This is a genomic window from Microvirga sp. M2, from assembly GCF_047497095.1.
Lineage (GTDB): Bacteria > Pseudomonadota > Alphaproteobacteria > Rhizobiales > Beijerinckiaceae > Microvirga.
In genome coordinates, this window is record NZ_CP134064.1 from 1,373,154 (window position 1) to 1,397,425 (window position 24,272).

21 protein-coding genes are annotated in these 24,272 nt (G+C 62.8%); 7 read left to right on the forward strand and 14 right to left on the reverse strand.

Annotated elements, in window-relative coordinates:
* Window positions 1-79: 79 nt before the first annotated feature.
* From RE429_RS25985 to RE429_RS25995, 3 genes are all read right to left on the reverse strand, one after another.
* Window positions 80-1,312: a CaiB/BaiF CoA transferase family protein gene (locus RE429_RS25985; protein ID WP_414474610.1), complete on the reverse strand. Its 1,233-nt coding sequence runs from the start codon at window positions 1,310-1,312 to the stop codon at window positions 80-82.
* 50 nt (window positions 1,313-1,362) lie between these two features.
* A complete protein-coding gene (locus RE429_RS25990) occupies window positions 1,363-2,889 on the reverse strand; it encodes a malonate--CoA ligase (protein WP_414474611.1) in 1,527 nt (508 codons plus the stop codon).
* An 86-nt stretch (window positions 2,890-2,975) separates the two neighbouring features.
* Window positions 2,976-3,773 carry an enoyl-CoA hydratase/isomerase family protein gene (locus RE429_RS25995; RefSeq protein ID WP_414475938.1) on the reverse strand — a complete coding sequence of 266 codons (798 nt, stop codon included), beginning with the start codon at window positions 3,771-3,773 and terminating at the stop codon, window positions 2,976-2,978.
* Between the two features lie 263 nt (window positions 3,774-4,036).
* Between RE429_RS25995 and RE429_RS26000 the strand changes: the two genes are divergently transcribed.
* Together RE429_RS26000 and RE429_RS26005 are read left to right on the forward strand one after the other, a co-directional pair.
* A complete protein-coding gene (locus RE429_RS26000; RefSeq protein WP_414474612.1) occupies window positions 4,037-4,723 on the forward strand; it encodes a GntR family transcriptional regulator in 687 nt (228 codons plus the stop codon).
* 63 nt (window positions 4,724-4,786) lie between these two features.
* Window positions 4,787-5,317, forward strand: a complete 531-nt coding sequence (locus RE429_RS26005) for a gamma carbonic anhydrase family protein (RefSeq protein WP_414474613.1) — start codon at window positions 4,787-4,789, stop codon at window positions 5,315-5,317.
* Between the two features lie 60 nt (window positions 5,318-5,377).
* On the opposite strand, the gene RE429_RS26010 is transcribed toward RE429_RS26005, so the two are convergent.
* The 7 genes from RE429_RS26010 to RE429_RS26040 form a co-directional block, all read right to left on the reverse strand.
* The gene (locus tag RE429_RS26010; RefSeq protein WP_414474614.1) at window positions 5,378-6,652 is read right to left on the reverse strand and encodes an amidase; all 1,275 of its coding nucleotides are present in this window, start codon (window positions 6,650-6,652) and stop codon (window positions 5,378-5,380) included.
* A gap of 95 nt (window positions 6,653-6,747) precedes the next feature.
* Window positions 6,748-8,148, reverse strand: coding sequence for a M20 family metallopeptidase (locus RE429_RS26015; protein ID WP_414474615.1), 1,401 nt, complete (start codon window positions 8,146-8,148; stop codon window positions 6,748-6,750).
* A gap of 37 nt (window positions 8,149-8,185) precedes the next feature.
* Window positions 8,186-9,163: an ABC transporter ATP-binding protein gene (locus RE429_RS26020; RefSeq protein WP_414474616.1), complete on the reverse strand. Its 978-nt coding sequence runs from the start codon at window positions 9,161-9,163 to the stop codon at window positions 8,186-8,188.
* A complete protein-coding gene (locus tag RE429_RS26025; RefSeq protein ID WP_414474617.1) occupies window positions 9,160-10,134 on the reverse strand; it encodes an ABC transporter ATP-binding protein in 975 nt (324 codons plus the stop codon). Before RE429_RS26025 ends, RE429_RS26020 begins: the two co-directional genes overlap by 4 nt.
* Window positions 10,135-10,137: 3 nt before the next feature.
* Complete coding sequence (locus RE429_RS26030; protein WP_414474618.1) at window positions 10,138-11,034, reverse strand: ABC transporter permease; 897 nt, start codon at window positions 11,032-11,034, stop codon at window positions 10,138-10,140.
* A 1-nt stretch (window position 11,035) separates the two neighbouring features.
* Window positions 11,036-11,953, reverse strand: a complete 918-nt coding sequence (locus tag RE429_RS26035) for an ABC transporter permease (RefSeq protein ID WP_414474619.1) — start codon at window positions 11,951-11,953, stop codon at window positions 11,036-11,038.
* A 189-nt stretch (window positions 11,954-12,142) separates the two neighbouring features.
* Window positions 12,143-13,675, reverse strand: a complete 1,533-nt coding sequence (locus tag RE429_RS26040; protein ID WP_414474620.1) for an ABC transporter substrate-binding protein — start codon at window positions 13,673-13,675, stop codon at window positions 12,143-12,145.
* Window positions 13,676-13,848: 173 nt separating this feature from the next.
* Between RE429_RS26040 and RE429_RS26045 the strand changes: the two genes are divergently transcribed.
* Window positions 13,849-14,760 (forward strand): LysR family transcriptional regulator, encoded by a 912-nt coding sequence (locus tag RE429_RS26045; protein WP_414474621.1) that lies wholly within the window; start codon window positions 13,849-13,851, stop codon window positions 14,758-14,760.
* A gap of 152 nt (window positions 14,761-14,912) precedes the next feature.
* On the opposite strand, the gene RE429_RS26050 is transcribed toward RE429_RS26045, so the two are convergent.
* On the reverse strand, window positions 14,913-15,623 hold the full coding sequence (locus tag RE429_RS26050; RefSeq protein ID WP_414475939.1) for a DnaJ domain-containing protein: 711 nt from the start codon (window positions 15,621-15,623) through the stop codon (window positions 14,913-14,915).
* Complete coding sequence (locus RE429_RS26055; RefSeq protein WP_414474622.1) at window positions 15,623-16,294, reverse strand: VWA domain-containing protein; 672 nt, start codon at window positions 16,292-16,294, stop codon at window positions 15,623-15,625. The genes RE429_RS26050 and RE429_RS26055 overlap by 1 nt, the downstream gene beginning before the upstream one ends.
* 396 nt (window positions 16,295-16,690) lie before the next feature.
* Between RE429_RS26055 and RE429_RS26060 the strand changes: the two genes are divergently transcribed.
* On the forward strand, window positions 16,691-18,541 hold the full coding sequence (locus RE429_RS26060; protein ID WP_414475940.1) for a potassium transporter Kup: 1,851 nt from the start codon (window positions 16,691-16,693) through the stop codon (window positions 18,539-18,541).
* A gap of 24 nt (window positions 18,542-18,565) precedes the next feature.
* Here the strand turns inward: RE429_RS26060 and RE429_RS26065 are convergent, their stop codons facing one another.
* On the reverse strand, window positions 18,566-21,304 hold the full coding sequence (locus tag RE429_RS26065) for a UPF0182 family protein (RefSeq protein ID WP_414474623.1): 2,739 nt from the start codon (window positions 21,302-21,304) through the stop codon (window positions 18,566-18,568).
* A gap of 60 nt (window positions 21,305-21,364) precedes the next feature.
* Complete coding sequence (locus RE429_RS26070) at window positions 21,365-22,138, reverse strand: 2-keto-4-pentenoate hydratase (RefSeq protein ID WP_414474624.1); 774 nt, start codon at window positions 22,136-22,138, stop codon at window positions 21,365-21,367.
* Between the two features lie 165 nt (window positions 22,139-22,303).
* Between RE429_RS26070 and RE429_RS26075 the strand changes: the two genes are divergently transcribed.
* The 3 genes from RE429_RS26075 to kdpA are packed head-to-tail and all read left to right on the forward strand — an operon-like array spanning window position 22,304 to window position 24,270.
* Entirely contained in the window at window positions 22,304-22,441 is a 138-nt protein-coding gene (locus RE429_RS26075) for a hypothetical protein (RefSeq protein ID WP_414474625.1), read from the forward strand.
* A 12-nt stretch (window positions 22,442-22,453) separates the two neighbouring features.
* Complete coding sequence (locus tag RE429_RS26080; protein ID WP_414474626.1) at window positions 22,454-22,543, forward strand: K(+)-transporting ATPase subunit F; 90 nt, start codon at window positions 22,454-22,456, stop codon at window positions 22,541-22,543.
* An 11-nt stretch (window positions 22,544-22,554) separates the two neighbouring features.
* Complete coding sequence (gene kdpA, locus RE429_RS26085; protein ID WP_414474627.1) at window positions 22,555-24,270, forward strand: potassium-transporting ATPase subunit KdpA; 1,716 nt, start codon at window positions 22,555-22,557, stop codon at window positions 24,268-24,270.
* The last annotated feature ends 2 nt before the right edge of the window (window positions 24,271-24,272 follow it).

A 24,272-nucleotide genomic window follows, 5' to 3' on the forward strand; every position in this document is an offset into this window, starting at 1 on the left:
CTAGCCGAAAAGATAATCCCGGCGGGACTATCCCATAGATCGGGCGGAAGCTGGCTTCCTTCGGGATCCTCTCCGGATCCTAGCTCACTCTCCGCGACTCTGTCCGAGTTTCGAGATCGGCGCAAACTATGGCGCCCTCTTCCTGGAAGGCTTCGATTTCCTGGTCCGAGAACCCGGCTTCCGCAAGAATCTCCCGCGTATCCTCGCCAAAGACGGGAGCGCCCTTGAGGACATCACCCGGCGTGCCGGAGAACTTCACCGGAAGGCCCAATGTCTTGACGGGACCGAGTGTCGAATGTTCAACCTCAACCAACATCCTGCGGGCGGCCGTCTGAGGATCGTTGAGGGCCTGCAGCATGTCGTAGACGGGTCCGCAGGGCACGCCCTTCTCGTCGAGGATCCCGAGCCAGTACGCTGCCGGTTTGGTGCGGAAACGCTCCGCGAGTTTCGCCTCGAGCTCGGGCAGATGTCCCATGCGGTCAGCGCCGGTCCGGAACCGGGGATCATCGGCCAGCTCGGGTGCGCCGATGGCGTCGAGCGTACGCAACCAGTTCTTTTGGTTCGCGCCGCCGACGACGATCCAGCCATCCGACGTCTGGAAGGCTTGGTACGGAGCGTTGAGCGGATGCGCCGAGCCCATGGCTTTTGGGACGGAACCGGTTGCGAGCGCGATCGCCGATTGCCAGTAGGTTTGAACGAGAGCCGCTTCGAAAAGGGAGGTCTCGACCCACTGACCCTCGCCAGTCTTGAGACGGTGAGCGTAAGCGGCCAGGATTCCCATGGCAGCAAGAATGCCTGCTGTGATGTCCGAGAGTGGCGGACCGCATTTGGCGGGTGCTCCACGCGGCTCTCCCGTGAAACTCATGATGCCGCTCATGGCCTGAGCCACAAGATCGAAGCCGCGCCGATCCTTGTAGGGACCGGTCCGGCCGAAGCCCGAGAGCGAGCAGTAGATGAGGCCGGAATTCTCCTTCTTGAGATCCTCGTATCCGAACCCAAGGCGCTCCATCACGCCCGGACCAAAGTTCTCGACGAGAACGTCGGCGGTCTGCACGAGCTGGCGCAGGACCTTCTTGCCGCCCTCGGTCTTGAGGTCGAGAACGATACCTCGCTTGTTACGGTTCATCATCATATAGGCGGCCGCCTCGTCTCCAATCTTGGGAGGCAGCATGCGCCGCGTATCGTCACCATCCGGAGATTTCTCGATCTTGATGACGTCTGCGCCCATGTCGGCGAGCATGAGCGTGCAGGTGGGACCCGCCATGACGTGCGTCAGATCGATGACCTTCATTCCATTGAGCGGACCCATCATATCCTCGTCTGTTGTCGCAACACTGGCTTCAGGATACAGATACGTCCCTGTCAGCCGGCCTGGCGGCGGTCGTAAAGGGTGCTGTACTGCTCGCGCAGCACGTTCTTCTGGACTTTGCCCATGGTGTTGCGCGGCAGCTCGTTGACGAAGAGCACGCGCTTGGGCTGCTTGAATTTGGCGAGCTTCTCACGCACGCTCGCCATGATCGTTTCCTCGGTCAGATCGGCATCCTTCACAGGCACCACGATGGCTGTCACGCCCTCGCCGAAATCCGGGTGCGGCACACCAATGACCGCCGATTCCTGCACGCCTTCGACGGCGTCGATGACGAGCTCGATCTCCTTCGGGTAGACATTGAAGCCGCCCGTGATGATGAGATCCTTGCCTCGTCCGACAATATGGACATAGCCGCGCTCGTCGATTTTCCCGATGTCGCCGGTGATGAAGAAGCCGTCCGGCCGGAATTCGGACGCAGTCTTCTCCGGCATGCGCCAGTAGCCCTTGAACACGTTGGGGCCCTTCACCTCGATCATGCCGATCTCGCCCGTGCCGAGCAGACGGCCCGTTTCGGGATCGGCAATGCGCAATTCGACACCGGGCAGGGGGAAACCCACGGTTCCGGCAATTCTGTCCCCGTCGTAGGGATTGGAGGTGTTCATACCCGTTTCGGTCATACCGTAGCGTTCAAGGATCGCATGGCCAGTGCGCGCCGAGAATTCGTCATGGGTCGCTGCCAGGAGCGGCGCCGATCCCGAGATGAAAAGGCGCATATGCGCGGTGCGTTCGCGCGTAAAATCCGGATGCTCCAGCAAGCGCGTATAGAAGGTGGGAACGCCCATCATGGTGGTGGCTCGGGGCAGAAGCCGGATCACCTCGTCGGCGTCGAACTTCGTCAGGAAGAGCATGGAGGCATGGGCGGCGAGCACCACGTTAGTCGCCACGAACAATCCATGGGTGTGATAGATCGGCAGAGCGTGGAGAAGCACGTCGTCCGCCGTGAAGCGCCAGTAATCGACCAGCGTCAGAGCATTCGAAGCCAGATTATAGTGGGTCATCATGGCACCCTTGGAGCGCCCTGTCGTACCCGAGGTGTAGAGGATTGCCGCAAGATCGTCTGGGCCGGCCGGGTGATCCTCGAAGGTTTCAGGCTGATCGGCTGCAAGCGCGATAAGGCTTCCGTCGCCAGCCGTGCCTAGGGTTTCGGCCTGGCCGCCGACCTTGGCGGCAATGGCGCCAATCTCGGTTTGGGCGGAAGGGCGGCAGACGACGAGGCGCGGCTCCGCGTCTCCCACGAAATAATCGACTTCGCTTGCGGTATAGGCCGTGTTCAGCGGCAGGTAGACGGCTCCGGCTCGTACGCAGGCGACATAAAGGGCGAGCGCTTCAGGAGACTTGTCGACCTGAACGGCGACCCGATCGCCGGGCTTCACCCCGCAGCTTCTCAAGGCGTGGGCGAGGCGAGCCGTGATCGCAAAGAAGCGCCGATACGTGAGTGTGCTGCCGTCCGCCGTCTCCAGGAAGATCGTGTCCGCTATTTCGGGTCGTACATGGAAAAGCGGAAGCAGCGTCGTTGTCATGTCAGGATCAATCTGTCGTTCGTTGAGTGGAATGAGAAAGCGAAGGACGGTTCACTTGCCTTCGAAGTTTAACTCGCCTTCGAAGTTCACTTGCCTTCGAAATTCGGAGGGCGCTTGTTGAGGAACGCGTCGATGCCCTCGCGAAAATCCTGGCTCATGTAACACATGAGGATCAGGTCGTCGCCTTGGCCCGGAGGAATCGTCGGCCGCAACCGGCGCAACGCCTCCTTGCAGGCCTGGAGGGTGAGCGGAGCATGGCTCGCGACGGTGCGGGCGAGCTCCTCGGCGCGCGACATCAGTGCGGCCGGATCGGCCACGACTTCGCTGACCAAGCCGATCTCGAGCGCTTCAGGAGCCTCCACCAAGCGGGCCGTGAAGATCATTTCCTTCAGGCGGGCAGGGCCGATCAGGGCAGCGAACCGGCTGTAGTTCGACATGGAAAGGCAGTTGCCGAGTGTCCGAGCAATCGGCAGGCCGAAGCGCGCGTTATCGGCGGCAATCCGCAAGTCGCAGCAGCCTGCAATGCCAGCCCCGCCGCCTGTGCAGGCCCCGGCGATCGCAGCGATCGTCGGCACGCGACAGGTCTCAAGGGCGTTCAACACGCGGTCGATGCGGCCCTCATAGCCGAGGGCGTCCTCCGGGCTGTCGAATGCGCGGAACTGGGATATGTCCGTACCGGCCGCAAAGGCCTTGCCCCCCGCTCCGGTGAGCACCATGGCCCGGATCGAGCGATCCTCGTGGACCTCGGCGCAGATTTCCGCAAGGCGCTCGTACATGGCGAAGGTGAAGGCGTTGCGGGCCTGCGGCCTGTTGAAGGTGACGAACGCCACCCCATCGCGTCGCTCATAGAGAATTTCATCGCTCGGCGTGGTGGTCGGCATCATTGTCGTGTCCATTGGCAGTTTCGATCCTGTCATCTCCGCTCCGTCAATCCCTGAATCCCAGTCTCGTCGGAATGCAGGAGCTTTCCGGAAGCGCGATGGAGAGCAGGCTTAGTTTGAATTCAAAAAGTCCATAACGCAAGATTGCAATTGCGAAATTCGAGATCCATGTGGCATAACTGCATTCAAATTGAGTGGACCTTGACGTTATCCAATACCGTCGGAAACACCGTGCGAGGCTGGTGACGCATAAGGATTAAGGCGCAATGTTGCATGATGAGGTGGTGTCCCGGGTGAGGCACATGCTGATGGAGGGTGAGATTCCTCCCGGGGCGCGCGTCCCCGAGCGGGACCTATGCCTGACGCTGGGAATTTCCCGGACGCCTCTGCGCGAGGCGCTGAAAGTCCTCGCCGCCGAAGGTTATGTGGTTCTGTTGCCCAATCGGGGCGCGCGAGCGGCCAAGCTGACACAGAAGGACGTGCAGGATCTCTTCGAGGTCTGCGAAAGCCTGGAGGCTGCCGCCGGGGAACTCGCCTGTCAGCGCATCACCGACGACCAGGTCCGGCGAATTGCGTGTCTGCACGACGAAATGGTCTCGCACTACCGCAACAGGGACCTATTGCAATACTACCGCTGCAATCGGTCGATCCATGAAGCAATCGTGGACGCGGCCGACAATGCGGTGCTGGCTTCCCTCTACGAGTCGGTGACGGCGCGCATCCGGCGGGCGCGGTTCGTGGCCCCCATGCCTCCGAGCCACTGGGAGCTGGCGGTGCAGGAGCACGAGGCAATCCTGAACGCCCTGCAGCGGCGGGATGGTGGGGGGCTCTCCCACATTCTTCGCCGGCATCTGCGGCACAAGCGTCAAGAGGTGGAGCGTGCCGGCTTCGCAGAGAGCGCAGAAGATGCACAGCCGCAGACCAGGAGAATGCCACGGACCGCTTCGGCCTAGGTGTGCGGATCGTTCAAGTTCAGCAGGCCGGCCTGGTCAACGAGAGGAACGAGGGGAATTGGGATGCCGATCTACGAGTTGAATGGTGAGAAACCCGCATTGCCGCCGGCCGGCCAGTATTGGATCGCACCTGACGCCCATGTCATTGGGCGCGTTCGTCTGGGACATGAGGCGGGAGTCTGGTTCGGCGCCGTCATCCGGGCGGACAATGACACGATCATCGTCGGCGATCGGACCAACATTCAGGAAGGAGCGATGCTGCATGCCGACGAGGGATTTCCTCTGACCATCGGCGAGGGCGTCACAATCGGGCACCATGCCATCGTGCATGGCTGTACGATCGGTGACAATTCGCTGATCGGTATGGGGGCAACCGTTCTGAACGGCGCGCGCATCGGCAGGAACTGCCTTGTGGGAGCCAATGCGCTTGTGACCGAGGGCAAGGAGTTCCCTGACAACTCCCTCATTGTCGGCGCGCCTGCGAAAGCCGTGCGGACGCTGGACGCGGAGGCTGCCGAGAGGCTGCGTGCATCCGCTTTGGGTTACGTGGCGAACTGGCGGCGGTTCGCTAAGGGCTTGAAGGTGATCGGATAGCGACCTTCGATCCTCGAGCATCTGACGCGGGAAGTGATTCCGGTTTTTGGGCCCGAAGCCCTATCGCACCGATAGAACCCGGGCGATTGCGGCTGCCGCCGCCAGCGTGCGCTGATCGTCGCCGATGCGACCGACAACCTGGACGCCGATCGGCATTCCAGATGGCCCGGTCAGGCCCGGCACATTGACGCAGGGCCCTCCCAGCAACGTCCAGACGCGGTTGAACACCGGATCGCCGGTCGCCTCCATTCCCTGGGGCGCTTCACCCGGCGCACTGGGTGTCAGCAATACATCCAGGCCGTCCAGCGCGTCTGCCATGCCGGCCCGTGCCTCTGCCGCAAGAGATTTGGCGCCGTCGTAATCGTCGGGCGCGATGGCTGCGCCGATCTGAAGGATTTCACGCAGCTTGGCGCTGAGGCGATCCGGGCTGGTCAGCATCTCGGGCGCACAGGCTCGCGCCCCCTCATACGCCATAATGGTCTTCTGCGCCTCGAACAGACCTCGCCAGCATTCCGGAAGCACCACCTCGCGTATTTCCAGTCCGGACGCTCGCAGGCGCTTGACCGCTTCTTCCAGGACTGCCGCCGTCGCCGGTTCGGCTGCATCCCACTCATGGGTTCGAGACAGGCCGATACGTGGGCGCACAGACCGGTTCTCGATGCGCAGTCCTGGCCGCCCTGCGAGGACGGAGGCGAAAAGGGCCGCATCCTCGACTGTTCTGGCAAAGACCCCGACCGTATCGAGACTATCGGCAAACGGCCGCACACCCGTACGGTCGATCAGGCCATGTGTCGGCTTATAGCCGACGCAGCCGCAATAGCTCGCTGGTCTGATGACAGAGCCGGCTGTCTGGGTCCCGAGAGCCAGCAACACCATGCCATCGGCGACCGCAGCGGCCGAACCTGAGGATGAGCCGCCTGGGGTCCGGCCGTACTCATGCGGATTGTGCGTCTTGCCGGGTTGGAAATAGGCGAATTCAGTCGTGACGGTCTTGCCGAGGATCAATGCACCAGCGTGCCGTGCCAGTGCCACACAGGCGGCATCCCGCGCCGGTCGGTGTCCCGCGTAAATGGGCGAGCCGTAACTCGTCGGCATGTCCGCCGTATCGATGATGTCCTTGACGCCGATCGGCAGCCCCTTCAGGGGCCCCGTGCCGGCGCGATCGATGCGGCGCGCTGTGTCGAGCGCCGCATCCGGCTCCAAATGCTGCCATGCTTGCACGGCAGGTTCCCGCTCGACGATCCGCTCCAGACAGGCGCGGGCCAGGGCTTCGCAGGTCATGCTGCCATCGGCGATACGCCGGAGGGCCTCGAGAGCGGTCGGAATCCTGGTCATTCGAACCCATCCTCAACGATATCCGTGTATCCCTACCGCTGGATTGCTCCGCAAGGCAAAAGCGGGGCAGGCCGCTCCTGCCCCGTCCCTGGCTCCTATGCCTCTCGGTCGAGAGGAGGCGTGTCGCCGGTGCCGAGATCCCAATACAACCCCGCCATCACGGACAGACCCTCGCGGGCGATGGCGACGGGCAGATGCTCGTTGGGGGCATGCTGGGAACAGCCGGGGTAGGAATGCGGGACCCAGATGGTGCGCAGGTTCAGGATCTCCGAGAAGATGTCGTTCGGGAGCGATCCGCCGAGATTGGGCAGAAGCGCAGGCTTCTTGCCGGTCGTCCTGGCAAGAGAAGCGAGGGCCCAGGTCACCCAAGGGTCCTCGGGATCGAGGCGCGTCGCGTGGAAGATCTCTTCGCGGCTCTTTGCAATCTGAACCATCGTGAAGCCGTGACGATCGAGGTGACGACGCAGGGCCGGCAGAACCTCGTCCGGGTCGATGCCGACCACGAAACGCAGTTGGCAGCGTGCCCAGGCGCTCGGCGGCACGGCGTTGACGGGAGTTTCCGGTACGCCGGATTTCATGGCGAGCACATCGAAGGAGCACCAGCCGAAGACCTGCTCAGCCGGTGTCAGCCCCTGCTCACCCCATTCCGGGTCGATGGTCGGGCCATCGGGGCCGCCATCGATCTCGCAATCCGCGAGCGCCCGGCGCACTGCCGCGGGGAGTTCCTTCGGAACCCATTCGTGGATGCGAATCTGGCCTGTCGGCGAGGCGATGCTGGCGATCGCATGGGCGAGCTGGATCGCCGGGTCCGAGAGAATGCCTCCCCAATTGCCTGAATGATGCCCTCCGTCGCGTGCGTTGATCGAGAGATCGAAGGTGACGCCGCCACGCGAGCCGAGAAAGATCGTCGGCCGCTCGGCATTGAGACGCGGCCCATCGGACGCGATGAGAACATCGGCCTTCAGCAGGTCTTTCTGCTCTGCGCACAGCTCGCGCAGGCCGGGAGAGCCCATCTCCTCGCCCATCTCGATCAGATACTTGGCATTGAAGCCGAGCTTGCCGCGGGTCTCCAGGACGGCTTTCAGGCCGGCGATATTGATGACGTGCTGACCCTTGTTGTCGACGACGCCGCGGCCATACCAGCGGTCTCCGACTTCCGTGAGCGCCCAGGGGGAAAGGCCCTGGTTCCAGTCTTTGTCGAGACCCCGGATCACATCGCCATGGCCGTAGCCGAGGATCGTCGGGACATCAGGGCTCTCGATGCGCTCGGCATAGAGGAACGGCCCCTTCGCCTTGGGATGATGGAGCGTCCTGCAGGTGAAGCCGAGGCTCTCGAGCAGGGGGCGCATCTCGGTTTCGATATAGGCCGTGAGCGTTTCAGCCCGTTCTGGATTTTGGCTCTCTGTCGGCATCGCGACGAGGCGGGCCAGATCGGTCTTGAGGGCGCCCGAGTCGAAATAGTTCTCAGCCTTTGCGATGGCTGTCTCGCGAGTCATTGGGTTATTCCTTTTGTTGACAATCCGATCGGCAGGGTCACAGGTTGGCGGGAGTGTCCTGTCCGGGATCATGGAGATGGCAGGCAACCATATCCCGCTCGAACCGGACGAGGCGCGGTTCAGATGTGCTGCACTGAGCCATCCGCGCCGGACAGCGCGGATGGAAGGGACATCCCGGGGGCGGGTTGAGCGGATCTGGAAACGCGAGGCCGAGCCCGGTTTCCGGAATGCCTTGTCCAGGCTCAGGTGTCAGGACGGATGCCAAGAGCGCCTTGGTGTAAGGGTGCCGGGGCGCTCTGAAGAGGGTTTCCGTTTCGGCCAATTCGACGACGCGGCCGAGATACATCACCGCCACCCGTGTCGCGATGTGCTCGACCACGGCGAGGTTGTGGCTGATGAACACGTAGGTCAGGCCGAGTTCACGGCGCAGATCCATGAGCAGGTTCAGAATCTGCGACTGAACCGAGACGTCCAGGGCGGAGGTCGGCTCGTCGCAGACCACAAGCTCCGGATTCATGACAAGCGCCCGCGCAATGGCGACGCGCTGACGCTGACCACCTGAAAGTTCGCGGGGATAGCGGTCGGCGAAACGCTGTGGCAGCCCCACCTTGTCGAGGGTCTCGAGCGTGCGCCTGCGCCGCTCCGCCGCCGTGCCGATGCCGTGCACTTCCAGCGGCAGGGCCACGATGGACGCGATGGTGCGGCGTGGGTTGAGCGAGGAATAGGGATCCTGAAAAACAGGCTGCACGCGCCGGGCCATGCCTTTGCGGCTGAGCGAGCGGATATCCGTTCCATCCAGCGTGATGCCGCCGCCCGTGGGCGGCAGGAGGCCGAGCAGCATGCGGGCAAGCGTGGACTTGCCGCAGCCGGATTCGCCCACAATTCCCAGCACTTCCCCTTTGCGGATATCGAGGCTGATGCCGTTGACCGCATGAAGGGTTCGCCGGGACTTGAACATGCCCTGACTGACCTCGAAGGAGCGGGTGAGATCTCGGGCTTCGAGGATCGCCGTCATGCTGCGTTCTCCAGAATGCAACGCCATTGATGGCCCTCCGCAGCTTCGTTCACGGGCGGTGCCATGGCGCAGATGTCGCGGGCATGGCTGCAGCGGTCGCGGAAGCTGCAGCCGCGAATCTCACCCACCAGAGAGGGTACGACCCCGGGAATGACGCCGAGCTTTCCGCCTCGAACCGTGCGGCCCGGCACGGGAATGCAGTCGATCAGCCCCTTCGTGTAGGGATGCTGCGGATTGGCGAAAAGCGATGCGGTCGGCCCTTGTTCAACGATCTGCCCGGCATACATGACGGCCACCCGATCGGCGATGCGTGCCACGATGCCGAGATCGTGAGTGATCAGGACCATGGCGATGCCGAGCTCGCGCTGCAGGTCGGCCAGAAGGTGCAGGATCTGTGCCTGGATCGTCACATCAAGGGCTGTCGTCGGCTCGTCCGCGATCAGCAGGTCGGGGCCGCACATCAGGGCCATGGCGATCATGATGCGCTGGCGCAGGCCGCCCGAGAGCTGGTGAGGGTATTGTCCGAGACGCTGGGCCGCCGAAGCGATGCCGACCTTGCCGAGCAGATGGACCGCCCGTTCCCGCGCCTCCGCCTCGCTCACATTGCGGTGCTGGCGGTAGGCTTCCACGAGCTGATTGCCGATCGTATAGGCCGGGTTCAGCGCCGTCATGGGTTCCTGAAAGATCATCGCCATGCGGTCGCCACGCAGGGCGTTGATTCGCTTCCGGCCCGCCTTGCCGAGATCTTCGCCCGCAAAGGCGATGCGCCGGGCCTTCCGGGTGGCTGCCTTGGGCAAAAGGTCCATGATCGCGAGCGAGGTCATGGACTTGCCGCAGCCGGACTCGCCCACGAGGCAGAGCGTCTCGCCGCGCTTCACGGAAAACGAGATGTCGCGAACGGCGTGGAGGGCGCCGCGGGGAGTGGCGATGTCGACGTTCAGACCGTCGACTTCGAGAATAACGTCGCTCATGGGTCAGGCCCGTCCTTCCGGTGAGATCACGTCACGCAGGCCGTCCCCCGCCAGGTTGATGGCGAAGATCAGCAGCGCCAGCGCCGATCCCGGGATTGCAATGAGCCAGAACGAAAAGAACATGTAGGCTTTTGCCTCCGCAATCATGAGCCCCCAGGAGGGCAGGGGAGGCTGCACGCCAAGGCCCAGGAAGGAGAGGGCTGCCTCGAGCAGGATTGCGCTCGCAGCCTCGAGAGTCGCAATGACGATCAGATGAGGAGCGATGTTCGGCAGGACCTCCTGGAGAACGATACGCGTGGTCGACGCTCCGGCCGCCTGTGCGGCCGCCACGTAGTCGAGGGAGCGGACCTGCTGGGTCGCGCTGCGCATCACCACGGCGAAGCGGTCCCATTTGAGGAAGCCGAGCACCAGAATGACGACCCACAGGGAGCCACCGACCATCGCCACCACGGCAAGTGCCACAAGGATGACCGGCATCGAGAGACGCGTCGTCACGATGAAGGTCATCAGAAGGTCGACCTTGCCGCCGAAATAGCCGGCCGCCAAGCCCATCGCCGTTCCGATGATGCCGGAAATCAGAACCACGCTGACGCCGATCAGCAGGGAGATGCGCGCGCCGTAGAGCACGCGGGACAGATAGTCGCGCCCGAGCTGGTCGGTGCCGAGCGGATGCAGCCACGATCCCTTGGCGTACCAGACAGGGGGGACGTTGCGGAGCGCGAGGTTCTGCACATAGGGATCGTGCGGCGAGATCAGGGGCGCAAGCAGAGCCAGCGCAACGATGACCGCCAGGATCCCGGTGCCGATCACGAAGGCCTTCTGGCCGAGGAAGCGGCGCACGAGGCGCATGCCGGGCGAGGGTTCCGCGATGGCGGGGATGGAGAGCGGAGTGTCGGTCATGTCAGGCCACCCGGATGCGGGGATCGAGCCACGCGTTGGCGATGTCGGAGGCAAGCGTCAGAAGGACATAGACCACCGAGAGCAGCAGGACGACGACCTGCATGACAGGGAAGTCCTTGTAGGTGATGCTCTGGTAGGCCAGATAGCCGAGACCATCGAGGGCAAAGATCGTCTCGATGACGACCGACCCGCCAAGCAGGAAGCCGAGCTGCACGGCGGTGAGCGCCACAACCGGCACGACGGCGTTCCGCAGGGCATGCTTGAAGATGACCTTGTAGGCCGGCAGGCCCTTGGCCCGGGCGGTCCGGATGTAATCGGAGGATAGAACCTCGATCATTCCGGCGCGGATGAGCCGCATGAAGGCCGGAGCGACGTAGTAGCCGAGAGCAATTGTCGGCATGATGAAGTGCAGCCACGTGCCGGAACCCGAGACAGGCAGCCAGCGCAGCGTGATGGAGAAGATCATCACGAGGATCAGGGCGAAGAAGAAGTTCGGAAGCGCCTGACCGACCACGGCGACAGCCAGCGCCACCCGGTCGATCCAGCTGTTCGCGTACACGGCGGCCAGCACGCCCAGGGGAACGGATATGAGGAGCGCGAACCCGAGCGACGTGAAGCCGAGAATGAGGGTCGTCGGCAGCTTGTCGAGAACGAGCTTGCTCACCTCGGTCTTGAAGTACAGGGACGTTCCAAAATCGCCCCTGATCGTCTGCCAGAGCCAATCGAGGTATTGCACGATGACCGGCCGGTCGAGGCCGTAGGTCTTGCGGATGATATCGAGATCCGCCTTCTGCGCACCTTCGCCCGCAATGGCCACCGCAATATCGCCCGACAATCGCAGGAGAAAGAAGGCGATCGCCGAGACCGCCAGCGCGACCAGGAGCGCCAGACCCAAGCGTTTGAGGATGTAGCCGATCACGGCATTCTCCGTAGAGGCCTAAAGAATGGGACAAATCGCCCGTATGGCCGCAACAGCGGCACATGGAGCCGGAATGCAATCCGCTCAAGCCGAGGATTTCGGGCGCGCCGCCGCAAGAGGGACGCGTGCCCGCGTTTTCGCCAGCGGATTGCCGGGGCGATCCCTGAGGGCCGCCCCGGCTTCTTCGGCTTACTTCCAGCTCATTTCCCAGAAGCGGGGCATCTCGTCCGGATAGGCCTTGAAGTTCAAGTCCGATGTGGCGACGTAGTAAACCGGCAGCGAGTAGAGCGGCACGGCGTACGCCTTGTCGGCGATGATCTTCAGGGCTTCCCGATAGGACGTTTTGCGGATCTCCGGATCGACCGATGTGTCACCCTTGGTCAGAAGATCGCGTACCTGCGGGTCGCGGGTGATGTCCTCGGTCCGGAAAGCGAAATAGTTCGACGTCGCCGCGGACACGTCATTGACCGAGAACGAGCCCCAGGTCTGATGGGTGAGCATCGCCTTGTTGCCGGCGACCTGCTCGCGCATGGCGGCATATTGCAGGAAGCGCAGGTTGGTCTTGATACCGACCGCCTGAAGATAGCCGATCAGGGCTTCGGTCTGGTTGCGCTCACGGTAGGCCACGATATCGAGATCGAGGCCATTCGGATAGCCGGCCTCGGCAAGGAGCTGCTTCGCCTTGGCAGGATCGTACGGATAGCGCGCGGCGCCGTCGTCGGTGCAGCCGAACTGGCTTGGGAAGCAGATGGTGTGGATAACGCGCGAGCCTGCGCCGACGATCTGCTTCACCATGCTTTCACGATCGATGGCATGGACGATGGCCTTGCGCACGCGCTCATCCTTCAGGGCCGGAGCCGGCGTGCCCTCAAGCGTGTTCATCTGCATAAACACGATGCGCATGGTTTCGCCGGAGACAACCTGGAGGGTGGGAACGGTTTCCAGCTGTTCCGCCTGATCCTTCGGCACGCTCATGATGAAGTCGAGGCCGTTGGAGAGAGCTTCCGCCATCTGGGTCTGACGGTCCGGAATGAAGCGGATCTCGATTTTGGCGATCTTCGGCTGGGGCTTCGGCGAGTCCTTGAAATAGTCGGTGTTCTTTTCGAGCGTGATCGATTTGCCCGGAACGTAGTTCGTCACCTTGTAGGGTCCGGAGCCGACGGGCTTGTCGTTCTGCCCCTTTGGGCCAACCTTCTCGTAATACTCGTTCGGGTGGATGACGACCGGACCGGCGAGATACTCGATGGCGGCCGGGAAGACCTGCTTGGTCGTGATGCGGACCTTGTATTTGTCGATCTTCTCGGCCTTCTCGATCCAGCTGACGTTGGCCTGGGTGACGACCTTGTTCTCAGGCTTGGAGATGAAGTTCATCGTGTAGACGACATCGTCCGCATCGAACTCCTCGCCGTTGTGGAACTTCACACCCTGTCGCAGGTCGAACTCGAGCGTACGGTCATCGATCTGACGCCAGGCGGTCGCGAGTTGGCCCTTGTATTCGTTGGTGTTCGGATCGCGGTAGACGAGCGTGTCCCAGACGTGCTGACCGATGATGACGCCGATGCGGACATTGTTGAAGAACGGATCCACGCTCTCCGGCGCCTGATCATAGGCGAACCGGATGGTATTGTCGGCTTTGCCCGCGAGGGCAGGGGCTGCGAAGACGCTGGTCAGGAGCGCGGTGGAAGCCAGGCTGAGCAGGGCCGCCTTACGTATCAAACTCATCTTAATCCTCTGGAATGCTGCTTGTTATTGTGTTTCTCATCACCCGCGCCAGCGATCGTTTCCGATCAAAAACCAGCGCGGAACCATTCCAAACCTGCCAAGAATAGGGGCTTGCTTCAATTAGAATGATTAGAAAGGATCGTTGCTGAAGCGGCAATACAGTGAGTCCAACCATGCAGCAGTCAGCCTTGCGCTATTTCCTTGAAGTTGCTCGGACCGGGTCCATCAGTGCGGCGGCCGAACGGCTGCGGGTCGCTGCATCGGCCATCAGTCGGCAGGTGGCGAAGCTCGAGGAGGAATACGAGACACCCCTGTTCGAGCGACGCTCACGAGGTATGGTCCTGACCCATGCAGGACGTCTTCTGGCATCCTACGCGCAACGCGCCGCGCTCGAGAGCGATCAGATCCAAAAGGAGATCAGAGAACTCAAGAGCGCAACGCGCGGCCTCATCCGCCTCGGCGTGACCGAGGGGTTCGCGGTGAGCTTCGTTCCGGAAATGATCCACACCTTTCGCAAGGAGCGTCCGCATGTCCTGTTCGACACCAAGGTTCTAGGCCCAGCCAACGTGGTGGCCAGCGTTCAGGAGGGGGAGGTGGATATCGGCATCACGTTTTCATTGTCTCCCGAGGGCGGGGTGCGCATTCAGTGGCAGCGGGCCATGCCGGCCTATGCGTTGGCAAGCACGGATCACCCCCTGATCGGACGGGGGCGTGTCTCGATTGCCGAGCTGTTCGAATATCCCATCGCGATACTGGACGATGCCGCAACCATCAGGAGGGTGTTCGATATCTTCTGTGCGACCAAGGGCATCTCCCTCGAACCTGTCGTCAGTTCCACAAACGTCGCCAGCCTATTTACTCTCTGCCAACTTGGCGGCGCCATAACCTTCTCAACCTATCTTTCGGCCCGCAGGGCGGTACGCGACGGCCATCTATCGATCGTTCCCTTCGAAGAGGCGAGCTTTCTTGAGCGGAACATGCAGATCCAGACCATGCTGGGGCGCACCCTGCCGCAGACGACGCAGGACTTCATCGGATTTCTCATTGCGGAGCTGGAGACGCCTGGCGCAATACAGCCTTCGTAACGCAAAAGGTGGGCAACGAAATCGACCCGGCGCCGCTCGTTGCCGCATCAAATGGGACGCTTCGATCGGAACAACACCGGACAGGAGGCAACCCCTTGGGCGTCAGCCTGGAGACGCAGATCCTCGGATGGCCGGCAATAGGGAGCGATCGATCACTTTCCGTGACGGCTCATCAGAATGTCCTTGGCTTGGTTCACGCGAGCCGCGAGATAGGTCGAACCGCCCTGATCGGGGTGGAGCTTCTTCATCAGGCTCCGGTGCGCCCGCCGAATTTCATCTCGGGTCGCGCCCGGATGCAGGTTCAGGATCTGGTAGGCCTCCTCCGGTGTCATGACGCCTGATGCGGACCGGGTGTCCGACCGTGGCTGATCCTGATCCCGTGAATCTTCACTCCAATGAGGAAACCGACGGTCGAGATAGGCCGCGAGAAGGCGAGCGCCGTCCGGATCGCCGGTATGGCACTCCGTGAGAAGGTCCCGCAAATGTGCAGCATCGAGAGAGGCGAGCTGCTTGCCTGCGAAAGCACCGGCAAGCACGCAGCCTTCAATGGCGCCGGTGTCATGATCGAGCGTCATTTCGAGCAATCGCGAGCGGACGCGCGAAGCGCCGCCGGAGGTCCGCTGCGCTCGCCCAGGAAAATTTGGAAAAGGTAGGCGGCTCCACCCGAGAAGCCAGGCCCCGAGACCTCCGGCCAGCAGGGCGAGGTCGATCCGGCCTCGCACGGCGACCAGCCCGGCAATGCCGAGAGCCACAATGGCGCCGATGACCTTGAGGACCTTTGCAAGGGCGGCAGGGTTCGCATGTGCAAAGTTGCTCAGGATGAACCACAGCACCGCAACGGCCGCGATGCCATACAGAAGCATCACGGCTTGTGTCCGGTCATGGCGGTGAGCAGGCCACGGGCTTGCGCGCTGCTGGCGGTCAACCGGGCGAGACCCTCAACCCCACTGGTCGCGTAAGTAGCGGCGGCACGCAGGAGCTCGGACAGGATCCGGGGCGCCCCTGCGTCGAATTGGGCATAAGCGCCGCCGCTCAAACGGGCGATCTCCCGGAAGGCCCGCGCCGCCTCCGGGTCATGCCCCTCGTGGAACATGAAGGCCTTGACCCCGATCAGGCCGAGTTCGCCCGCGACGGCGCAGAGATCGTCGATCGGCTCCTCCATGGCATCGCCGACATAGACGAGCACCTTCAGCGGGGCTCGGCGCGCCTCTGTCCGGACGTGGCGGAGCACCCGCCCAATCTGGGTTTGCCCACCGCGGCAGCTGATCTTTGTCATGAGATCGGTGAGAGCCCGCGGATCGGCGACCCAGCGGGAAAAGCGGCACTCCCCGAAGCCTCGGAAGTAGACCAGTTGCACCGAGAGGCCTCCGGCATCGCTCGCTGCAGCGAACATCTCGCCCTGAACACGACAGGCGAGATCCCAAGTCGGCTGTCGGCTCATCGTGGCGTCGAGAGCGAACACGAGCCGCGCGCGGGGCGCGTTGCTCGTCAGCGGTCCCAGACGCTTTGCCCTCGCCAGGAAGGAATCAATCATCGAAGCCGGGCTTCCAGCAGCAGACGTTCGTGTGAGATCCTTCTCGTCGGTCATTGTATGTCCCTCCCTATGGATGTGGGGCTTGAAGGAGCGGCTGTAAATCCCTGGAACAACGGCACAGCTTGGGATGGCTTGGCCTGGAGATCCGCGAGGACGGGGAGAACAGGTCACGTCGCGGTCATGTCCAAGCTGCACTTCATGAGCGGGCATGGAATGTGCCGGGCATGACTTTCTCTCCCACGACGAGGTTGGAACTCTTGTCCCAAATCCGGCTTGGCTTGGGAGCAGCCTCTCTCCGCAGGGATGGAGGAGGCAAAGCTCATGAGAGGGACGGCCATGGGGCAAGCGAAAGCAAACCCTGCTTCCGGGACAGGCGCGGCTCTTCCCGCAGCCGCCATGCTCGGGGCCTTGGGAGTGGTCTATGGCGACATCGGAACGAGCCCGCTCTACGCGTTGAGAGAGGCTGTGCGAGCGGCCAGTCCGGACGGCATGCTCCCGCCCAATGCCGTCCTCGGCGTCGTCTCCCTGATCCTGTGGGCCCTGATCCTCATCATCTCCCTGAAATACGCGATTCTGATCCTGCGCGCCGACAACCGCGGCGAAGGCGGCATCGTTGCCATGCTGGCCCTGCTGCATGCCCGCCGGGCCCGGCCGGGCACATGGCGCGCCATGTTGCTGGTTGTGGGGCTTGTCGGGGCTGCGTTGCTCTACGGCGATGGGGCGATCACCCCGGCCATTTCCGTGCTCAGCGCCATCGAGGGCCTGAAGGTCGATGCGCCAGGCCTTGCTCCTCTCGTGCTCCCCCTGACCGCCGCGGTGCTGATCGGACTGTTCCTGATGCAGCGCAAGGGCACAGGCTACATCGGCGGAATCTTCGGACCGATCATGCTGGGGTGGTTCGCGGTGCTTGCCCTGCTCGGCATTCGCGGGATCCTGCTTTCGCCCTCCGTTCTGGCCGCGATCAATCCTCTCATGGCCCTCGATTTCCTGCTCTCGGCCGGGCCCGGCGTCAGCTTCGCCATTCTTGGTGCTGCCTTCCTGGCCGTCACGGGCGGTGAAGCGATGTATGCCGACATGGGCCATTTCGGCCGGGTGCCGATCCGGCTGTCGTGGTTCTGCCTCGTGCTGCCGGCGCTCGTGCTCAACTACTTCGGCCAGGCGGCTCTCCTGATCAACCATCCGGAATTCGCCGAGAGCCCCTTCTACCAGCTTGCGCCTGATTGGGCCCATTACCCGCTTGTCGCCTTCGCGACCGTGGCGACCGTGATCGCCTCGCAGGCGATTATTTCGGGGGCCTTCTCACTGACGCAGCAGGCGATCCAGCTCGGTCTCTGCCCCGGGCTCCACATCCAGCATACGGCAAGCCACGAGATCGGCCAGATCTTCGTACCGATGGTGAACTGGCTGCTCGCCGTGGCGACCCTGGGAGCCGTTTTCTTCTTCCGCTCGTCCGATGCCCTTGCCGGGGCTTACGGCATTGCGGTTTCCATGCTCATGGCGATCACGACCCTGCTTGCCGCCATGATCGCATTGCGCTGGGGTTACAATCCGTTGCTGGTCATTGCCGTCAACGGATTCTTCCTGCTCGTCGATCTGATCTTCTTTGCCGCGAACACGACGAAACTCTTCGAGGGCGGCTGGTTCCCGCTGCTGCTGGCCGCCGCGGTGGCGTTCCTGATGCTGACGTGGCGCAGGGGCCAGAACCTCGTCCAGGCGGCCCGCGCCCATATGCGCCAGCCGGAGGCGGAGTTTCTTGACGCGCTGGCCCGCAACCCACCGATCCGCCTGCCCGGAACGGCCGTCTATCTGACGGCGTCGCCGCGCGGCATCCCGCTGCCGCTGACGAATTTCGTCCGGCACAACCATGCCCTTCACGAACGCCTGCTGCTGGTCACCGCGTTGGTCGAGGAGGTGCCGCGCGTCTCGGACGAGCATCGCGTCGAGGTGACGGAGATTGCCCCGAATGTCTGCCGGGTCGTCCTGCGTTACGGTTTCATGGAAAGCCCCTGCATCCCGGATGGCGTGCGCCAGGCGATCGAACGCGGGCTCATCGCCGGGATCGATGCAGACGATCTTTCCTACTACATCGGGCGGGAGACGATCATTCCGACGGAGCGGGTCCGCGGCATGGCCGTATGGCGGGAGGCGCTGTTCGCTTTCATGCAGCGCAACGCGGAGCGCTCGGCCGCCTATTTCCAGATTCCTGCCCGGCAGGTTGTCGAGGTGGGAACGGAAATCGAGATTTGAGAGACCCTCTCGATCCGGAACTCGTTACCGGGTGTCAGCGGGCCGCGCGGCCTCCTCAAGAATGACCTTCAACCTGGTCAATTCGGCCCCGAAGCCACCCCAATCCCCGGCCCTTAGCCGCTCCAGCGCCTTATTATAATGGTCAAGAGCCTCCTGGGCCCGGCTGAGACCCGCCGATGTGGATCCCGTCTCCGGCTCCGGGAGCGGGGATAGGTTCGCCGTTGGCTTGAACAGGGCTGCCAAGGCGTCAGGGAGCGTTTCCTCCATCACCACTTGATCGCCGTAGGCGGCGATGACCCGCTTGAGTTCGGGAATCTGTCCCTTCTCCGCGCGCAGATACAGAGGCGAGACGTACAGGAGCGAGGTCTCGACCGGGATGACATGCAGGCTCCCTCGGATGACACGGGAGCCCATCTGGTTCCAAAGAGACAGCTGTTGTGAGATGGCCGTGTTCTGGTTGAGGCGAGCCTCGATCTGAAAGGGCCCGAAGACCAGCTTGTCCTTCGGAAACTCATAGACGATCAGTTCGCCGTAGTGAGGCGGATCGCAGCGTGCCGCCAACCAGGCGATCATGTTCTCGCGCTGGCTCGGCGCCATCGGCAGCATGAGAATATACTCCGCCTGCGGTTCGCCGGGCAGACGCATGATCATATAGGACGGATCCATCGGAGCTGTCGTTCCGTCTGCCGCTTGGCGCGGAAACTGCCAGAGATCCTCCCGGTTATAAAACACCTCCGGGTTTTCCATGTGGTAGGATCGATAGACCCGAGCCTGAACCTGGAAGAGATCCTCGGGGTAGCGGATGTGCCGTTGCAGATCCTGCGGCATGGCGGAAATCGGCTTGAAGAGGCCGGGAAATATCCGCTGATATGTATTCGCGATCGGATCGGACGGATCGGCGACATAGAAATCGACCGAGCCGTTGTAAGCGTCGATCACGACCTTGATCGCGTTGCGGATGTAATTGAACTCCGCGTCCGGGAGCGGCGGAATGGAGGTGAAGGAATAAGGGAAATAGTCGCTCGTCGTGTAGGCATCCTGGATCCAGAAGAGACGCCCGCCGCTGATCACGAGATAAGGGTCTCGGTCCAGGCGGAGAAACGGTGCGATTACCTGAACGCGATCCTGGATGTTTCGGCGAAAGAGGATCCGGCTGTCGCGGGTGATATAGTCCGTCAACATCAAGTTCAGGTCGTTGAAATACCAGGCGAACAAAGCGCGCCTGACGGACCCGCCGACGGCAATTCCATCCGCGCCGGCATAGGATGCGTAGACGTTGTCCTTCCCCTTGGGATAGTCAAATTCCGGTGTGCTCGCCTTCACGACCACATAGCTGTCGCTCAATTCCCCGAAATAGATCCGAGGCTCCTCGATCGAAGGCCCGCCGGTCGCAATGGGTGGAACGTCCTGGAGATAGAAGACGGGCAATCCTTCCGGGCTTTTGCGGGTGACCGGGCTCATGACCGCCCCCGAGCCGTGGGTGAACAGCAGGTGCCGGTTGACCCAGGTCTGGGCATTCGGTGGGAGGAGCGCGGTTTGAAGTTCGCGGGCCGACAGCATCACTTGCCGGTAGGCGCCATCGAGCCAGTAGCGGTCCACATCCACATCGTGGAACTTGTAGTAGGTCCGGATCTCCTGCAGCTGGGCATAGGTGTCCATCGCCGGCTGCCAGTCCCACAGGCGGATGTTGTCGATGGTGGCCTGGTTCGCTTGCAGCGACGAAAACGTCAGGTTGGACTCGGCCGGGAAAGGCTTGGGGATGAACCTGTTCAGTCCGTAAGCCTGCCGCGTGAACACGATATTCCGCTCGATATAGGGTTTCTGGAGCTGGAGTTCGTTGGGTCTCACATACACCCGCTCGAACAGAGCAGGGTAGATGCCGTCGAAAGCCCAGGAGCTTGCGAGAACCAACGCGATCGCAATCAGCGGCAATCGATAGGTGCGTTGCCAAATATTGAACCAACAGACCAGGGCGGCCACGATCGAGAGACCGATCAGGAGCCAGAGAACAGGCAGCCGCACATGGAGATCGGTGTAGCCGGCGCCGACCACCACGCCGTTGTCCTGGTAGAGCAGCAGAAAGCGATCCAGCCCGTAAGACCACGCCTGCACGATGAAGACGATTCCGAGCAGGATGGAGCCATGACGGATGGCCGTCGGGTGGATCGACCAATTCCGGCCGTCCACGACGATATGACCGCGGGACCAGTACATCGCCGCCATGACGACGAAGCTGAGACTGGCCGTTACCAACATCCAGTTGTTGAGGGCAAGGTAGGCGGGAAGGGAGAACAGGTAGAACCCGATGTCCTTGCCGTAGATGGGATCGCTTTGCCCGTAGGGAGCCTGATAGAAGAACCGGAGAAGCACCGCCCAGTTGGTCATTTCGAATGCGGCGATCAAGGTGCCGGCGACAAGCGCAGAGCCGGCGACCAGGAGTGCCGGACCCTTTCGCAGGAAATCATGCGGGCCGGGTGGGGTCGAAGGCGGCGCTCCTTCTCCCGCGGGGTAGATGAGTTGCCGGCTTGTCTTTTGCGGAGCCAGCCGTGATGCCAGCCATCCGTTCATGCCTACGACGAGCGCCGTTACCCCGAGGGCGGTCAGGAAGAGAATGAGCCTCGTTCCGAAGACAGTCCAGAAAACCTGTCCGTATCCGAGCGAGGAGAACCAGAGCCAGTCGACCAGATACCCGACGGCAAGGTTCGAGACCGCCAAGCCGGCCACGATGGCGATTGCCGCGACCGCCGTGCTCCTCCACGACATAGCCCACCTCTGCTGCTTCCACGATGCCACTGAGGCCCCCTCCAATCGCCGTGCACGGCCTTACTCGAAGCTGACCTTGACCGACCCCAGCCCACCAAACTCGGCCTCGAAGGTCTGTCCCGGCACGACCTGGAGGAGACCGGTACAGGTCCCCGTCGACACGAAGTCTCCCGCATCGAGCCCCTGGCCGCGGGCCTTGAGGAGGCGAGCGAGCCAAGCGATCGCCTCCAGCGGGTGTCCGAGGACATCCCTGAGGCAGCCGTTGGCGACCAGCTCGCCATTGAGCCGGACCGAGCCTCGCTTGGACGCCAGATCCAGACTGCCGCGGCGCCCGATGAACGGCCCCTGCACGTGCAGGACCTCCAGGCCGAAATCGGCAGTCGCCGTATTGGCGTTCAACGGCACGGATCCGGGGACGCGCCGGCCGAGAACTTCGATCGCCAGCCGGCAGCCCGCGACGGCTCGTGAGGCTGTCTCCCGGGAAATCTCGCCGTCGTCCAGAGGATATGGCTCGCCAATGGCAAACGTCAGGGTGCATCCGGCGCCAAGAACGCCGTACGGAAGGCGCAACGAGCCTCCGCTCAGCGCCAGGTCGGAATCAAGGAGGGGGCCGAAGAACGGCTCGTCGCAGCGCAGCAGGCGTCGGGACAGGGCTGTCGTTGCGCGAAGGGCATAACCTCGCTGGACGCCGCCATAGGCTTCGACAGCCGCCGCCTGAACCGCTTCCGCGTCCTCCGCGGAGGCGATCCGGTCCAGCCGCAACGGAGACACGGTCCCGCTCTGACGGCATCGGGCCAGGGCAGCGCCCAACTCCTCAACCTGATCCGGCGACATGGTCTGGCACCTTTACATACAGCCTGGACTCAGCGATGCGCCCCGATTTTTTATGATTTTTTTATTTTGACGAAAGTCATTCCGTCTCGAATTTTTACGCCCAATCATGATTTCATACAATGGTTCGAAGCAACGCCTTTCGCTCATGAACGATGCGCAGGGCGAATGAGCGCGCACTGCTTGATGCGCGCCGGAATTTTACTGGCCAGGAGGGCTCTCATGCTCGATATCGCCATGCTGCTGCTCGGTCTTGGGTTCTTTGCTCTGTCCGTGGGTTACGCCGTGGCCTGCGGACGGCTCTAAGGGATTGGCGCCATGCTGATCGACTATGCCCTCGGCGGCATCGTGACCGCCGGCCTTCTCGTCTATCTCGCATCCGCTCTGCTGCGGCCTGAACGCTTCTGACGGAGAAAGCCATGACCCTCAATGGATGGCTGCAGATCCTGCTTTTCATCCTGATCGTGACCGCGCTCGTGAAACCGCTCGGCTGGTACATGACGCGCGTTTTCGCCGGAGAACGCACCTTTATGTCCCCCATCCTGAGGCCGGTCGAACGCGGCCTGTATGCGCTGGCGGGCATCCGGGAGGACCTGGAGCAGCACTGGTTCACCTACACGGTCGCGATGCTGTTCTTCCATGTCGGAGGATTCCTGATCCTCTACGGCCTCCTGCGCCTCCAGGGCTTCCTGCCGTTCAATCCTCAGGGGATGACCGCAGTGCCTGAGGCTCTCGCCTTCAACACCGCATCGAGCTTCGTCACCAATACCAACTGGCAGAACTACGGCGGCGAAAGCACGCTGTCCTACCTGGTGCAGATGCTCGGGCTGACGCATCAGAATTTTCTGTCGGCAGCCACCGGCATCGTGCTGGCCATCGCCCTGATCCGGGGCTTCGCGCGGGCCTCGTTCCGCACCATCGGCAACTTCTGGGTCGATATCACCCGCTGCACCCTCTATGTGCTCCTGCCGATCTGCGTCCCCTATGCCTGGTTCCTGGTCTGGCAGGGGATTCCCCAGACCCTTGGAGCCTATGTCGATGCGACGACGCTGGAAGGCGCCAAGCAGACCATCGCGGTCGGTCCGGTGGCCTCGCAGGTCGCCATCAAGATGCTGGGCACCAACGGCGGCGGTTTCTTCAATGCCAACGCGGCGCATCCGTTCGAGAATCCGACGGCTCTGTCGAACCTGGTCCAGATGGTGTCGATCTTCGCCATCGGAGCAGCACTCACCAACGTGTTCGGCCGAATGGTCGGCAATGAGCGTCAGGGCTGGGCGATCCTGGCCGCCATGGGCGTGCTGTTCGTCGCCGGCGTGACGGTGGCGTACTGGTCGGAAGCGGCCGGCAACCCGGGCCTTGCTGCTCTGGGGCTCGATGGCGGCAACATGGAGGGCAAGGAGGTCCGCTTCGGCATTGCTCTGTCGGCGCTCTTCGCCACCGTCACGACGGCGGCGTCGTGCGGCGCCGTGAACGCCATGCACGACAGCTTCACGGCACTCGGCGGCATGATCCCCCTCATCAACATGCAACTGGGCGAGATCATCGTCGGGGGCGTGGGCGCAGGCCTCTACGGAATCCTGATCTTCGTCATCGTGGCGATGTTCGTCGCCGGCCTCATGGTCGGCCGCACGCCAGAATATCTCGGCAAGAAGCTCGAAGCCAGGGAGGTCAAGATGGCGATGCTCGCCATCCTGTGCCTGCCGCTGATGATGCTCGGCGGGACGGCCGTCGCAACGGTGCTGCCCTCGGCCGTCGCGTCGATCGCCAATCCAGGGCCGCATGGGTTCTCCGAGATTCTGTACGCGTACACGTCGCAGACCGCCAACAACGGCTCGGCGTTCGCGGGCCTGACCGGGAACACGCTCTGGTACAACCTGAGCGGCGCCGCCGCGATGCTGGTGGGGCGCTTCTTCGTGATCATCCCGGCCATGGCGATCGCCGGATCGCTCGCGGCGAAAAAGACCGTTCCGGCCTCGGCCGGTACCTTCCCGACCGATGGCGGGCTGTTCGTCGGTCTTCTGGTCGGGGTCATCCTGATCGTGGGTGGGCTGACGTTCTTCCCGGCCCTCGCGCTCGGGCCCATCGTCGAGCATCTCGCGATGATCGCCGGTCAGACCTTCGCATCGGGGAGCTGATC